At 59.3% G+C, this 14054-nt stretch carries 12 protein-coding genes; 2 read left to right on the top strand and 10 right to left on the bottom strand.

What is annotated here, in order from left to right:
- Positions 1-73: 73 nt before the first annotated feature.
- The 6 genes from urtA to AC13CY_RS03605 all read right to left on the bottom strand — a co-directional run bounded on the left by urtA (position 74) and on the right by AC13CY_RS03605 (position 7637).
- Positions 74-1426, bottom strand: coding sequence for an urea ABC transporter substrate-binding protein (urtA, locus tag AC13CY_RS03630; protein WP_483052299.1), 1353 nt, complete (start codon positions 1424-1426; stop codon positions 74-76).
- Between the two features lie 377 nt (positions 1427-1803).
- Positions 1804-3303, bottom strand: a complete 1500-nt coding sequence (locus AC13CY_RS03625; protein ID WP_483052298.1) for a tripartite tricarboxylate transporter permease — start codon at positions 3301-3303, stop codon at positions 1804-1806.
- Positions 3304-3352: 49 nt separating this feature from the next.
- The gene (locus AC13CY_RS03620; protein WP_483052297.1) at positions 3353-3835 is read right to left on the bottom strand and encodes a tripartite tricarboxylate transporter TctB family protein; all 483 of its coding nucleotides are present in this window, start codon (positions 3833-3835) and stop codon (positions 3353-3355) included.
- Positions 3836-3942: 107 nt separating this feature from the next.
- Positions 3943-4938, bottom strand: a complete 996-nt coding sequence (locus AC13CY_RS03615; RefSeq protein ID WP_483052296.1) for a Bug family tripartite tricarboxylate transporter substrate binding protein — start codon at positions 4936-4938, stop codon at positions 3943-3945.
- 230 nt (positions 4939-5168) lie between these two features.
- Complete coding sequence (locus tag AC13CY_RS03610) at positions 5169-5900, bottom strand: response regulator (RefSeq protein ID WP_483052295.1); 732 nt, start codon at positions 5898-5900, stop codon at positions 5169-5171.
- Between the two features lie 42 nt (positions 5901-5942).
- Positions 5943-7637, bottom strand: coding sequence for an ATP-binding protein (locus AC13CY_RS03605; RefSeq protein WP_062375519.1), 1695 nt, complete (start codon positions 7635-7637; stop codon positions 5943-5945).
- Positions 7638-7774: 137 nt separating this feature from the next.
- Between AC13CY_RS03605 and AC13CY_RS03600 the strand changes: the two genes are divergently transcribed.
- Complete coding sequence (locus AC13CY_RS03600) at positions 7775-8512, top strand: DUF481 domain-containing protein (RefSeq protein ID WP_230834455.1); 738 nt, start codon at positions 7775-7777, stop codon at positions 8510-8512.
- A gap of 26 nt (positions 8513-8538) precedes the next feature.
- Here AC13CY_RS03600 and AC13CY_RS03595 read toward each other — a convergent pair whose 3' ends face one another.
- The 4 genes from AC13CY_RS03595 to AC13CY_RS03580 all read right to left on the bottom strand — a co-directional run bounded on the left by AC13CY_RS03595 (position 8539) and on the right by AC13CY_RS03580 (position 12007).
- The gene (locus AC13CY_RS03595) at positions 8539-9285 is read right to left on the bottom strand and encodes an outer membrane protein OmpK (protein WP_083022995.1); all 747 of its coding nucleotides are present in this window, start codon (positions 9283-9285) and stop codon (positions 8539-8541) included.
- 85 nt (positions 9286-9370) lie between these two features.
- Entirely contained in the window at positions 9371-10132 is a 762-nt protein-coding gene (locus tag AC13CY_RS03590; RefSeq protein ID WP_474790788.1) for an ABC transporter permease, read from the bottom strand.
- Positions 10133-10172: 40 nt separating this feature from the next.
- Entirely contained in the window at positions 10173-10955 is a 783-nt protein-coding gene (locus AC13CY_RS03585; RefSeq protein WP_062375517.1) for an ABC transporter ATP-binding protein, read from the bottom strand.
- Positions 10955-12007: an ABC transporter substrate-binding protein gene (locus AC13CY_RS03580; protein WP_058579827.1), complete on the bottom strand. Its 1053-nt coding sequence runs from the start codon at positions 12005-12007 to the stop codon at positions 10955-10957. The genes AC13CY_RS03585 and AC13CY_RS03580 overlap by 1 nt, the downstream gene beginning before the upstream one ends.
- A 727-nt stretch (positions 12008-12734) precedes the next feature.
- Between AC13CY_RS03580 and ltrA the strand changes: the two genes are divergently transcribed.
- Positions 12735-14054: group II intron reverse transcriptase/maturase (gene ltrA, locus AC13CY_RS03575; RefSeq protein ID WP_483052294.1), on the top strand; the 1320-nt coding region annotated here is incomplete at its 3' end.

Below are 14054 nucleotides of genomic sequence, written 5' to 3'. Positions count from 1 at the left end.
CTTTGGTGATCAAATGGGAGAGGTAGCGTGCTCCCCTACTGCGCCATTGCGCTGGCACAGTAGGGGACGAAAGTTACTCGGCGAGCGCTGCTTCGGCTTCTTCTGCTGCGGTGCTGCCCCCACAGGAACCGTTCACAACGTTAAAGTTGCCGCACTCCATGGGCTTGCGCCAATCAGAGATCAGGTCACGGGAGCCCGGCAGGTAATCCGACCACGCATCACCGGCCACGGTAGAGGGCGTTTGCCAGACGATATCGAACTGACCGTTATCCTGAACTTCACCGATCAACACCGGCTTGGTGATGTGGTGGTTAGGCATCATCGCCGCGTAACCGCCGGAGAGGTTCGGCACGGTCACGCCGATAATCGCGTCTTTCACCGTATCCACGTCGGTGGTACCCGCTTTACGCACCGCTTCGGCCCACATGTTGAAGCCGATGTAGTGCGCTTCCATGGGGTCGTTGGTCACCGCCATCTCGTCACCGGTGTGCTCGATCCAGGCGTCGATAAAGTCGTAGTTGGCGTCGGTGTCCACGCTCATGAAGTAGTTCCAGGCGGCCAGGTGGCCCACTAGCGGCGCGGTGTCGATACCGGAAAGCTCCTGCTCACCCACCGAGAAGGCAATCACCGGAATGTCGGCGGCATCGATCCCCTGGTTGGCCAGCTCGCGGTAGAACGGCACGTTGGCATCGCCATTGATGGTGGAGACCACCGCCGTGGGCTTGCCCTCTTCGCCAAAGCGGCGGATTTCGGAGACGATGTTCTGCCAGTCCGAGTGACCAAACGGCGTGTAGTTGACCATGATGTCTTCTTCGGCCACACCGTGCTCATCTTTCAGGAACGCTTCCAAGATGCGGTTGGTGGTGCGCGGGTAGACGTAGTCGGTGCCGATCAGCGCGAAGCGTTCGATACCGACTTCGTTGATCAAATACTCAACGGCAGGAATGGCCTGCTGGTTGGGGGCGGCACCGGTGTAGAAGACGTTTTCAGACGACTCTTCGCCTTCGTACTGCACCGGGTAGAAAAGCAGGCCATTCAGCTCTTCCACCACCGGCAGCACCGCTTTACGGGAGACGGAGGTCCAGTTGCCGAAGATCACATCCACTTCTTCCTGGGCCAGCAGCTCGCGGGCGCGCTCGGCAAACAGCGGCCAGTTAGACGCGGGGTCAACCACCACGGCTTCTAGCTGACGGCCAAGCAGGCCTCCGGCTTCGTTCTGCTGCTCGATGAGCATTTCCACGGTGTCTTTCAGGGTCGATTCACTGATGGCCATGGTGCCGGAGAGCGAGTGCAGAATACCGACTTTGATGGGGGCGTCGTCTTGGGCAACCGCTTGCGCGCTGGCGCCCATCACAGCGGCGGTGATCAGGGCCGTGGCGAAACGGCCAAGGGTACGAGGGTGTGTCTTGCGCTGCAGTGTGGTCACTTGAACCTCCTTGCGCCCCTTATGGTTGGGGCTCGTGTTTGGGGTACCGCGACCAAGCGTTGTCGTTATTGAGGCGACGGGGCACTTGGTGCGTCCACTCGTGGGTCGCGAGTTACAACTCGTATTCACACGTCGCTATACACACTGCAAGGGGTGCGCCAATGTGGAACAAAGGCCACTATTAAAAATACAATCAATCACTTAGCCGTGTACAAAAAACACAACTCAGGCGGCTTAGCACCAAGATGGCGCAACGCGGCGGCGCGCATGCACGATATTCATGCACCAACACGGCGCTTTGCACCACCGGCGGGGATGCACCATAAAAAAAGCGCCCTAGCAGACGCTAGGGCGCTTTGGGGGTACCGCACTGAGCGTTAGTTAGCGGCAGTGGCCGCTTTATTACGACGCTTCTTGAGCAACGGCAGGCCCAGCGACAGCATCGCAATCACCAACAGAGAGAGCGAAATCGGCTTATCGATAAAGGTGGTCCAGTCGCCACCAGAGATCTGCAGCGCCCGGCGCATGGACTCTTCCATAATGTTACCCAGGATCAGCGCAAGGATCAGCGGCGCAGTGGGGAAGCCAAACAGGCGCATGCCCAAGCCCAACAGGCCAAAGCCCAACAGCAGCAGCAGGTCGAAGACGCTAAAGCTCATGCCGTAAACGCCGATCATGCAGAAGATCAGAATCATCGACAGCAGCAGCGGGCGCGGCAGGTCGAGGATTTTAGCGATCAGCGGGATCAGCGGCAGGTTGAGCACCAGCAGGAAGATGTTGCCGATATACATGCTGGCAATCACGCCCCAGAACACGTCCGGACGTTGCTCCAGCATCATCGGGCCAGGGGTGACGCCCATTACCAGCAGCGCGCCCAGCAGTACCGCCGTAGTGCCGGAACCCGGTACACCCAGGGTTAAAAGCGGCACGAAAGAGCCGGTACACGCAGCATTGTTGGCCGCTTCCGGCGCGGCCACGCCTTTGATGTTGCCTTGGCCAAAGGTGTCGCCATCTTTCGCTAGGCGCTTCTCCATGCTATAGCCCAGGAAAGAGCCAATGGTGGCGCCCGCCCCCGGCAATACGCCGGTAAAGAAGCCCAGTACGGAGCTGCGGCCAATCGGGCCAGCAATTTTCTTCACTTCACTACCGCTCAGCTTGAGCGAGCCGATGGCATTGCGCGGAGCTTCCTTGCCACCGCCCCCACGCAGCAGCATGTAGAACACTTCCGCCAGGGCGAAGATACCCAGCGCCACTACCAGAAAGTCGATACCGTCGAGCAGTTGAATCGAGTTGAAGGTAAAGCGCTCGGTACCGGTTTGCGTGTCGATCCCCACAATCGAGATCATCACACCCACTACCGCCGCAATCAGGCCTTTTACCAAGGATTTATCCGACAGTGACACCACCGCCGTTAAGCCCAGCACCATCAGTGCAAAGTACTCAGCAGGGCCAAAGCTTACCGCCACTTTGGAGAGCAGCGGTGCCACCAGCATCAAAAAGATCACCGATACCGTACCGCCGATAAACGAGGCATACGCCGCAATGGCCAGTGCCTTACCCGCCATGCCCTGCTTGGCCATCGGGTAGCCGTCAAAGGAGGTTGCCACCGTGCCCGCCACGCCGGGGGCGTTGAGCAGAATGGATGAGGTCGAGCCGCCGAAAATAGCGCCGTAATAGACCCCTGCCATCAGAATCAAACCGGAGGAGGGCTCCATGGCAAAGGTAATCGGAATCATCAGCGCCAGCGCGCTGATCGGCCCTAGGCCTGGCAGCATACCGATAATGGTACCGGCAAACACACCGGCGAAAACGTAAGCGATATTGATTGGCTCAAGCGCGATGCCAAAGCCATACATCAGATTGTTTAAGGCATCCATGGGAGTGTCTCGCGTTAAAACCCGCTAAGCGTGCGTCAGCACGCCCTGCTTAGAACGGCAGTACGCCGGTGGGTAGGTAAACATCCATTACCCGTGTCATAGTCAGGTAAAGGGCCAGCACCACACCCAGCGATGCCGCCAGGTTGACGCCGTGGCGGCGATAGCCGTAGTAGGCGGTTAAACCAACGCTTAAGAGCGTGGAAGCCAAGACAAAGCCCAGCGACACCAGCAAAAACGCATAGGCGGCGATGGCTAACGAGGTCACAATGACACGCGCCCAGGGGGTGAACAGCAGCGGGCCGTTGGTGGCCTCATGGTCGATCTCATCGGCCCCGGCAATAGCGCTCGGCTTTTCAAAAAACAGCAGCGCCGCCAGCAGCAGCAGAGACACGCCCAATACTTTGGGGAACAGGTCGGAATCCACCGGACGCGGTAAGGGGAACGTCGGGATTTGCCAAGCCATGGCTAAATAAGCAGCCGCCACCAGCGCCAGTACAAGCGCTAGCCACTGGTTAGTATTCAATCGGGTCATTGGGATTTCTCCGAAGGAGCCAACGCGGATGCGCTGGCCCTCGCGGTAACAGACAGAAGATCCCAGCGGCGTGGCGCCGCCGGGGAATCTCTAACGGGCGCTGGCGCTTACTGGCGCAGCAGGCCCAGATCGGTCAGCACGCTGCTGAACTGCGCTTGCTGATCGTCCAGGAAGGCACCAAACGTTTCGCTATCCTGGTAGGCATCGATCCAGCCCAGCTGGTCGCTGGCTTCGCGCCATGCGTCGGTTTCGAGCATTTCAGCGAATAGCGTTTCGTAGTACTCCACCGCTTCTTCCGGCATTTCCGGCGCGCCCATCACGCCACGCCAGATATCGAAGGTGTAGTCGTAGCCCTGCTCTTGGTAGGTGGGCACTTCGGCCAAACCGCCGCCCAGACGCTCTTCAGAAGAGACGCCCAGCGCGCGCAGCTGGCTGCCTTCGCCAAGCTGGCCCACGGCTTCACCAGCACCACCGATCACCGCTTCAATGTGGCCGCCCATCAGGTTGGTCATGGCATCGCCGCCGCCAGAGAACGGGATATAGTTCACTGCCGAGGGCTCCATTCCCGCCGCCGACGCCAAGCCCGCCATCGAGATGTGGTCCATGGAGCCTGGCGCACTGCCGCCGCCCACACTCAGGCCGGGATTGGCTTTGAGCGCTTCGAACAGGTCTTCCAGGGTTTGGTATTCGGAATCCGCCGCGACCAGAATAATCGAGTAGTCGGTGTTGATACGCGCAATCGGCGTGAAGTCAGTGTGGTCGTAGCGGGAAGCGCCTGCCAGCGGCACCAGAATCATCGGCGGGCTGGTGGCAAACAGTTTGTGGGGGTTGCCGCTATCGCGGGCGACCTGGGCCCACGCCACGGCACCGCCGCCGCCAGGTACGTTGATGGCCGCGAAGCTTTCGTCTGCCAGAGACTCCTGCTGAATCACGCGGGACATGGTGCGTACCAGCGTATCCCAACCGCCGCCGGGGTTGGCGGGGGCGATGAATTCGATGGACTTGCTCGGCGTCCACTCCTGCGCTTGGGCAGATGTCGTCATGGCCAGGGCCGCCATCGGCAGGGCCAGCACGGCGATGCGCTTTAGGGGTAGCGTCGTCATTGGCGTTCTCCACATTGTTATTTAAACAGTGTTGTTATTAACGTTGGCTTATTGTTAACCAAGCTTCTTCATACGCAGAGTTAATAAACGGCGCCGGGCACTCGGCTATTAACTGTGTGTGGTTACGCAGCGAACGTTAGAAGAGCGCCCCCCCTAGCGGCAAGCTTATGACCATAAACGACAAATTGTTCTTTTTGTGCGTTTTGTTCATTTTGTTCACGCAGACATGCTTATAACGTTTCTAGCCACCCCTTAGCGGCGCCTAGCAGCCGATAGCGCCGTTCGGGGCGGCCCACATCGCCATACCCTAGCCCGGCGCTCACCGCCTGTTCAGCGACTAAAAACTCCAAATAGCGCCGCGCGGTTGAGCGGCTGGCGCCCATGGTGCGAGCCACCTGCATCGCGGTGAGCGAGTCGGGCGCGGCAGCCAGCGCATCCACCACCCGGCGCAGCGTTAAGCGGTCGATGCCCTTGGGTAGCGCTCGGCTGTCGGAGCGTGTGGGTTCGCTCGGGGTAACCCGGGCCAACACGTGATCCAACTCGTCCTGGCTCATCTCGGCACGGTTCGCCAGCACTTCACGCTCGCGGCGGAAGCGAGTCAACATCTGGTTCATGCGGGCCGCTTCAATGGGTTTGATCAGATAATCGAATACGCCGCCGCGCAGCGCCTCGCTAATGGTCTCCACCTCCTTGGCGGCGGTCACCATCACAATATCCACATGAACATGATCCCGTCGGATGGCCCAGAGTAGTTCGAGCCCCTCCACGTCGGGCAAGTAGGCATCCAGCAAAATGAGCTGAATATCAGCGGCGTGCTGGGCCATCAGCGCCTTGGCTTCACTGCCGTTGCGCGCCATGCCGACCACATAAAACCCGTCGCTCTGCTCAATAAAGGCGCGGTGGATATCGGCGATGCGAAAATCGTCTTCGACGACCAAAATGCCGTATTGCGTCGCAGACATGGCGTTTCCTCTTATTCATTAGCGTCGTCATTATTCGTGTCGTTATGAGGGCGCAGGCTCGGTGGCGGCCTCGGCGCATAGCGAGCGGTCCAGCACGGCAATAAAGCATGCGCCGCCCAGCTCGCTCTCTTCCAGCGTCACTGCGCCCCCGTGCTGGCGGCACAGCCGCGCCACCAGAGCCAGCCCTATGCCCCGATGCTTGCCGGTTTTGGTGGAAAATCCTTCGGCAAAAATCGACTCCGCATGCTCGGCGGGCACCCCGGCACCGTTATCTTCCACTTCAATAAGTAGCTGCTCGCCCAGGTCGGTGAAAAACAGCCGCACAGTGGGCTGGTCGCCGTGAGGGCCGTTGAGCGCGGCGTGGCAGGCGTTATCCAGTAAGTTACCCACCACGCTCATCATAACCTCTTGGCCGGTGGGCGTTAGCGGGCAGGAGAGCGAGCTCTGCTCGTCGATTTCTAACGTAACGCCCAGCTCGCGGGCGCGGGTGAGTTTGCCCAGCAGCGTGCCGCTCAATACCGCATCCGCCACGTGGCGCATTAAAAAGCTCATTTGCGCCTGGGCGCGCTCGGTTTCCTGATGAATCAGCGCCAGCGCTTCGTCGATGCGCTGAAGCTGCAGCAGTCCCGAAATGGTGTAGAGCTTGTTGGAGAACTCGTGGGCCTGGGCGCGCAGCATATCCACATCGCGACTGGCTTGGGTGAGTGCTTGGGAGAGGTCGATAATTTCTCGGCGGCTACGAAAAGTGGCCACAGCCCCTTCTATTTCCCCTTCATGCAGAATCGGCACGCGATTGACCACCACCGGGTGATCCCCCAGCCACATCTCCTGGTCAAACTCCTGCTCGCCATGCTTCAAGACTTCCAACAGCCGCGAATTGGGCACCACCTCACGGATCGGCTGACCCAGCAGCACATGCTCGTCGGGCAGCTCTAAAAAGCGCCGCGCCTGCTGGTTCACCAGGGTGATATGGCCATCCCGGTTCACCGCGAGAATGCCTTCGTGAATCGATTGCAGGATGGCCTCTTTCTCCATCGCCAAGCGGGCGATTTCGTAAGGCTCCAGCCCTAAAATGATCTTTTTCAAGTGCTGCGACAGCCAGTAAGCACCGGCGAACCCCAGCATAATCATCAGCGCCACCAGCGCCCAGCCGAGGCTGGTGTAGCGGGCCACGTCCATATCGACGCGATCGAGCATAAAGCCCACCGAGACCACCCCGATGATATTGCCCTCCTCATCCCACACCGGAGTTTTGCCGCGCATGGCCGTACCCAGCGTGCCGGTGGCTTCGGAAACATACGACTGGCCATAGATAAGCGCCTGGTCGTTATCGCCGCCCACCATGGGCTGGCCGATACGCTCGGGCACAGGGTGGGAGTAGCGGATCGATTGGGCATTACCCACCACCACGTAGCGCGCGCCAGTCTCCTGGCGGACTCGTTCGGCAAGGGGCTGAATAATGGCGGAGGGGTCAGGAGAGGAAAAAGCGTTTACAATCTGCGGCATCCCGGCCACGGTTTTGGCCACAGCCAGTGCCCGCTCGCCCATTTGGTGGGTGATGATCTCGGCTTTGCGGTGGTTCAAATAGGTGCCCTGGGCCAGCAACATACCCGCCAGCAGCAGCCCCACCAGCATCATGACTTGCAGGCGAAAACTGCGTTTGTACCAGCGGCGCTTGGCGCGGGTACGGCGCCAGCGCTGTAATTCGGCTAGTGTTCGGGGGCGAGGAGCAGTCATAACGGAACTCATGGTGCGCGACCGCGTCATTATGGCACGCAGCGCCAAGCGGCGTTAGTCGTTGCGCTTTCACCTCACTTTGCTTATATAGCAGCCACTTACTGAACCCAAGCTCAAGGAGGAGTGTCGTGCGACATTTGCTACGCTCACTGGTATTCACTAGCAGCGCACTTTGGGCGACCGGCGTTGCTGCCTCGCCGTTCTATGCGCCGCCGCCTCCGAAAGAGGACACCCCCGAATTTAGCGGCGATGCGGAGCTTGGTTTTACCCATCTTTCTGGCAACACCGATAGCCAAACACTGATCGGCAAATCGCGTCTGACCTGGCTGACCGGTCAGTTGACCCATTCGCTGCGAGGGGAAGTGCGTAACGTCAGCAAGGATGGCGAAACCAGCGCGGAGCAATATCTGCTCGCAGGGCGTGAACGCTACGACTTTAGCGGGCCGCACTACCTGTTTGGCTTTGCCCGCTGGGAGAAGGACCGTTTTGCCGGGTACGACCAACAGCTTTCGGTAATTGGTGGCTATGGACGGCAGTTGTTAGAGAATAAGCAGCACACGCTCTCGCTGGAAGCAGGCCCGGGTTACCGCAATGATCGCCCGCGAAAAGAAGATAACCAGCAGTTGGCCGTGGCCTATACCGCGCTGGACTACCGCTACCGACTCTCTGATTACGCTGATATTGCCCAGGAGATGTCGGTAGAGTACACCGATGCAAACACCACCGGCCGTTCGCTAACGGCGCTTACCGCCCGTCTTAACGCTAGGCTGTCGCTGCGCCTCTCTTATGAAGTGAAGCACAACTCACAACCCCCGGAGGATGCCAGCGAGCGCACTGATACCACGACCAGCGCCTCGCTGCTGTATAGCTGGTAGCACCATCATGGTGCTACCCACGCCGATTAGAAGTGAAATTTAACCAGTGCACTCACCGCGCTTTCCGTATCCATAACGCTGTCGGAAAGGCCATATTTATGGTGCCAGTAGGAGTACTCAATCCCTGCGTAGAGCACCCCTGGACGGCCACGGTAGTGCCCTAAGTCTAATTTTAGCTGTGGGTTGAAATGAAACTCTGCGTCATGGTCCGATGCCGACGTTGAGTAGTCGATATAGCCATCAAACAGAAAACGCGATGCTCCCACCTCAAACGGCGCACCCCAGGTGAGCGTCATTTGCAGATCATCGGCGATTTCACTGTTATTGACGTAGTAGAACGTGCTGTTGAAGTACGTTGTGCCTGGCACGTCCCAGGCGAAGCTCACGCCTGTCAGAATGTTGGTAGCATTGGTGCCGCCGCCAAATTCATAGGTTCCTGCTAGCGACACATCTTTCAGCGCGCCCCGCTGCAAATCGACGCCACTTAGCCAGCCAAGGCTGAGCGTTGGGGAGAATTCGCCATACAGATCGTCGTCACCATCGGCTTTACCTCGCCCTTGGTTACGATCCACAAACAAAAAAGTGCCGCCCCAGTCGTGTGCCGTCACGTTTTCAAAGGTGACATAGGTATCGGTGCGCTCATTACGCCCAAACGCTTGGTACTGATCGCTATATAGCAGCGAGATACTTGAGTCTGAAAATAGTTTTTCAGCCGAGGCAAGCGGTGATATCAACATGGCAGCGGCTAAACTAGCGATGGGTAAATATTTCATTGGGTCCCCTTATTGTTCAACACTGGCTATGCCAGCAAATTCAGTTAAACCGCAGCGGTACTTCGCCGCTACGGCGTTTCTTTTCTCAACTACGGTGTGCCCAGGCAGTCATACGCTTTTCTAATTGGGCAAACAGTTCGTACATCACCATGGCCATCGCGCTGATCACCAGCAGCCCGGCGAATACCAGCCCCATACGCATTTGCGAACCAGCGCTCATCATCAGGTAGCCGATGCCCTGGTTAGAGGCGACGGTTTCCGATACGACGGTGCCCACAAACGCTAGGGTGATGGCGATTTTCAACGAGGCAAAAAAGTACGGCAGCGAACGCGGCAGGCCCACCTTGAGCAGCACGTCGATACGCCGCGCACCCAATACGCGCAACACGTCCTCCATTTCCGGCTCCAACGTCGCCAGCCCCGTCGCCACGTTTACCACGATGGGAAAGAAGCAGATCAAAAACGCGGTGAGGATGGCAGGCACGGAACCGATCCCAAACCAAACCACCAGAATGGGCACGAACGCGACTTTTGGGATGGCGTTGAAACCCACCAAGAGCGGGTAGCAGGCGTTGTACAAAAAGCGCGACGAGCCGATGATAAAGCCCAGCACTAACCCGACCGCCACTCCCAACCCAAAGCCGATCAGCGTGGTCCAGAAGGTTTGCCAAGAGTGCTGACCAATGGGGCCTGCATAGGTAATCAACGCCTGCGCGGTTTCCAAGGCGCTGGGGAAGATAAAGCTCGGTACGTTAAATAGCCGCACTGTGACTTCCCAGATCATCACCAGCACCACCACCGCGATCCAGGGCGCCAGACGTTCAATCAGTTTGCTATTTACGGTCATAAAAAAATGCCTTAATGGTGCCGACGCAGAGAGTCATCGATCAGGTGCTACGCACTTCGCCAATCTGGGCGCGTAGTTCCTGCACCAGATCAATGAAGGGTTTTTCGTAGGTGGTCTCCAACGCTCGGGGGCGAGGCAGCTCAATGGAGCGACGCTCAATAACGCGACCTGGGCGGCGGCTCATCACATACACCGTATCGGCTAAGAAGGCCGCTTCACGAAGGTCGTGGGTTACCAGCACCACGGTAAACCGTTGGGCTTCCCATAAATCCCGCAGTACGCACCACAGCTCTTCGCGAGTAAAAGCGTCTAGCGCGCCAAAGGGCTCGTCCAACATCAGCAGGCGCGGCTGGTGGATCAGCGCCCGGCAAATGGACGCCCGCTGCTGCATGCCGCCGGAGAGCTGCCAAGGGTATTTATTCTCATGCTCGGCGAGCCCGACGGTTTTCAGCAGTGAGCGCGCCCAGCCCACAAACTCCTCGCGACGCTTACGAAACTGCCGACGGTAGGGCTCAACAATTTCCAGCGGCAGCAGCACGTTATCCAGCGTGGTACGCCAGGGCAGCAGGTTGGCATTCTGAAACGCCATACCGGAGATTTTCAGTGGTCCGGTGACCGGCGCGCCATCCACGCTGACACTCCCTTGGGTAGGTGCGTGCAGGCCCGTGCATAACTTCATAAAGGTGGATTTGCCACACCCTGACGGCCCCACGAAGGCGACGAACTCGCCTTCGTGGATCGACAGGTCGATATCTTCGATGGCGTTGCCCGCGCCGTCGTACGCCAGGCTGACGTCATCGAAGCGGACGAACGCTGCCGACATCACTCCGCCTCCGGCAGCAGCATGCGCTCTTCTACCGGCGGCAGGTAGCGGGAGTCAAAGACCTGATCGGGGGATGGCAACGTGGGCAGATCGTAAGCATCCGCCACCAGTTGAATCGCCTGGCTCAGCCGCTCGTCATCCACACCGCCCACACCATATTCACGGGCATCGGGGGTATCCACCACGCTCTCCAACGCCAGCTTCAGGCGACGCGTTTCCATCTCGACATCGATCAGGCCGTCGCGGTTACGCACGTACTCGATGGCTGCTTCGGGGTCTGCCAGGGTCTCTCCCAGCGCACGGTTGAAGGCGCGCAGGAAGCCCTTCACGGCCTCGGGGTTGGCATCGGCAAAGGCATCACTGACCAGAATCGCGTTGCCGTACAGCGGGACGCCGTAGTCGGGGAACGGCATGATGGTCAGCTCGTCTTCGCTCATGCCGCGCTCTTCCAGGTTGAGCAGGCTGGTGAAGTAGAAGCCGGTGATGGCATCGACATCGCCCCGGGTCAGCAGGGTTTCGCGTAGCGCAGGGTCGACGTTTTGCCACGCCACCGCGTCGGCCTCCAGCCCATTGGCAGCGGCAAAGATGCCCCAGGCGCGATAGCCGGTGTCGAAGGCCGGGGCGGCGATGGTCTTGCCTGCCAGGTCAGCGGGGCTCTCGATGCCGCTCTCCTTGCGCGCAAACACCGCCGCGGGCGTGCCGTCATAAACGATATAGACGCCCTTGATGCCGGGGCCTTCCGGGTTTTCCGCAAGGAATTCGACCAGCGCGTTGAGATCGCCAAAGCCCATCTCATAGGCGCCCGAGGCCACCCGGTTCACCGCCCCTGCAGAGCCGCTTCCCGAATCGATCTGAACCTGCAGACCTTCTTCGGCGAAATAGCCTTTTTCGGCTGCCATCAGAAACGGCGCTGCCGGGCCTTCGAAGCGCCAGTCCAGCTGGAAGCGAATCGAGGTCGTCTCGGCAGCAGCGCCGAGCGGCATCATCAGCACCGCGCCAAATAGCGCTAGCGGAAACAAAGGGGAACGGGCAGTACGGGAGCGAATCGGCATGGCAGTGAGTACCTTGTATACAAAATTGAAGAGACCTTGCAGCAACACTGCCATCTTTTGCTTTTTACTTTTTATTCATTAGCTTAGGCACGCAAATGGATCATTCACCGCCCTCGAAAGCGCCAAAATGGTGCGCCACGCATTGGCCGCGCACCATTAGAAAACATTTTTGACCAAGCCGTTAGACTTTGGTCTAGGTCGGCGGTATACTGTGCTCAGTTTCCTGTCCTCGCGCCATTCATTGAATGGCGCTTTTTTTTGCTGTGCGCCAGGCACGGCGCGTAGCGCCTTGATAGGCGCTGTTCCTGGGGGTGGTGCCTCAGGATGACTTGGGGGTGAAAGTCCCCTGCACGCCCGGTAAGGGGAAGTGCTAGCCGACGGCAAGGGTGTCTCCCGCGAGGGAGAATCTGAAGGAAGCCCGAGGCAAAACGCTGGCCTGACGAACAGGAAGCGGATACGAGGCGTCATGGTGGGGTAAGGTGGCAGCAATCACCAAAGCCCAATACTTGCACGGAACGCCATGAGGTAAATCCGACAGGCATAAGCGGGAAGGTCGCGCGTCTTACCCTGGGAGGTCTGGTGGTCTGCCACAGGGCTACCGGCGTCGAGAGGCGACGGGAGGGATCATCAGACGTCAGCCGAGGCCATAGTAAGTGCCGGTTCACCGCGGCACCAAGGGCCGAACATGAAGAACCGCGAGTAGGCGATAACGTCTCGAGGATCGATCATGAAGACAGACCATGGCGCTAACACCGTCACTCACCCAGAGGGGCAGGGGCAGTACCCCGCGTCCCAGCCGGTGAGCGTCGAGACGATCCCGGCGTCGCTATCGTGGACGAAAGCGGAGTCAGCCTCGCTCATGGAGCGGGTCATTGACCCGGAGAACATGCAGCGGGCTTACCGTAAGATGGTTGCCAACAAAGGCGCACCGGGTGTCGATAGCATGACGGTGCACCAGTTAGCGGGCCACCTAAAGCAGTACTGGCCAACGCTGCGCGAGCGGCTATTGGCCGATGCGTATCACCCTAGCCCGACCCGAGCCGCCGTCATCCCCAAACCCAAGGGTGGGACACGGCAGCTCGGCATTCCCACGGTTACCGACCGATTGATCCAGCAAGCGCTGTCACAAGTGCTCATGCCGATCTTCGACCCGAGCTTCTCCGAGTCAAGTTACGGCTACCGCCCCAGGCGCAGCGCTAAGCAGGCCGTCTCGGCCATGAAGGCCCACGTCACCGCCGGCCACCGCTGGGTAGTCGACCTTGACCTGGAAGCCTTCTTCGACCGAGTGAACCACGACCTACTGATGGCACGGGTCGCGCGGCGCGTTAACGACAAGCGCGTGCTGCGTCTGATCCGCCGCTACCTGGAGGCGGGCATGTTCCAGAACGGCTTGCCTACGCCGAGACGGCAGGGGACGCCCCAAGGCGGGCCCCTCAGCCCGCTGCTGGCGAACATCTTGCTGGACGACATGGACAAGGAGCTGGAACGTCGAGGCCACCGCTTCTGCCGCTACGCCGATGACGTGCAGGTGTATGTCAAAAGCTGGCGGGCAGGCGAGCGTGTTATGGACAGCTTGAGTGAGTATCTCGAGAAATCACTTCGGCTGACGGTCAACCGCCGCAAAAGTGCAGTGGATCGGCCATGGAAACGCGGCTATCTGGGCTACAGTCTCACTCGGCACAAGCAGCCGAAACTGACGCTAGCCAAGACCAGCCTGAAGCGTATGATGCAGCGTGTCCGTGAGATACTGAAGCGTGGTAAGGGGCGTAACATCCAACGGGTAATCGAAGGGTTGAGGCCAGTCCTACGAGGATGGGCCAACTACTTCAGCTTCGTTGATGTGAAGCGCCCGCTGGAAGCACTGGATCAATGGATACGTCGCCGCTTACGCGGCCTGCTCTGGCGGCAATGGAAGCGCCGAGCGACCCGGCGGCGGAAACTCCGAGGCCTAGGTCTGGACGCGTACCGTGCTTGGAAATCGGCGGGTAATGGGCGAGGGCCCTGGTGGAACGCCGGAGCCTCGCACATGAATCAGGCCCTACCTAGA

It is taken from the genome of Vreelandella sp. L-15 (genome assembly GCF_056857635.1).
The sequence above is the reverse complement of the archived record's forward strand: the minus strand, read 5'-3'. Positions and strand labels throughout refer to the sequence as shown.

What these genes read in the sequence shown, in the direction of transcription:
- AC13CY_RS03620 (WP_483052297.1), bottom strand. Translation starts at nt 3,835, where the DNA reads ATGACCCGATTGAATACTAACCAGTGGCTAGCGCTTGTACTGGCGCTG.
- AC13CY_RS03580 (WP_058579827.1), bottom strand. Translation starts at nt 12,007, where the DNA reads ATGCCGATTCGCTCCCGTACTGCCCGTTCCCCTTTGTTTCCGCTAGCG.
- AC13CY_RS03625 (WP_483052298.1), bottom strand. Translation starts at nt 3,303, where the DNA reads ATGGATGCCTTAAACAATCTGATGTATGGCTTTGGCATCGCGCTTGAG.
- AC13CY_RS03615 (WP_483052296.1), bottom strand. Translation starts at nt 4,938, where the DNA reads ATGACGACGCTACCCCTAAAGCGCATCGCCGTGCTGGCCCTGCCGATG.
- AC13CY_RS03605 (WP_062375519.1), bottom strand. Translation starts at nt 7,637, where the DNA reads ATGACTGCTCCTCGCCCCCGAACACTAGCCGAATTACAGCGCTGGCGC.
- AC13CY_RS03610 (WP_483052295.1), bottom strand. Translation starts at nt 5,900, where the DNA reads ATGTCTGCGACGCAATACGGCATTTTGGTCGTCGAAGACGATTTTCGC.
- AC13CY_RS03595 (WP_083022995.1), bottom strand. Translation starts at nt 9,285, where the DNA reads ATGAAATATTTACCCATCGCTAGTTTAGCCGCTGCCATGTTGATATCA.
- AC13CY_RS03585 (WP_062375517.1), bottom strand. Translation starts at nt 10,955, where the DNA reads ATGTCGGCAGCGTTCGTCCGCTTCGATGACGTCAGCCTGGCGTACGAC.
- AC13CY_RS03590 (WP_474790788.1), bottom strand. Translation starts at nt 10,132, where the DNA reads ATGACCGTAAATAGCAAACTGATTGAACGTCTGGCGCCCTGGATCGCG.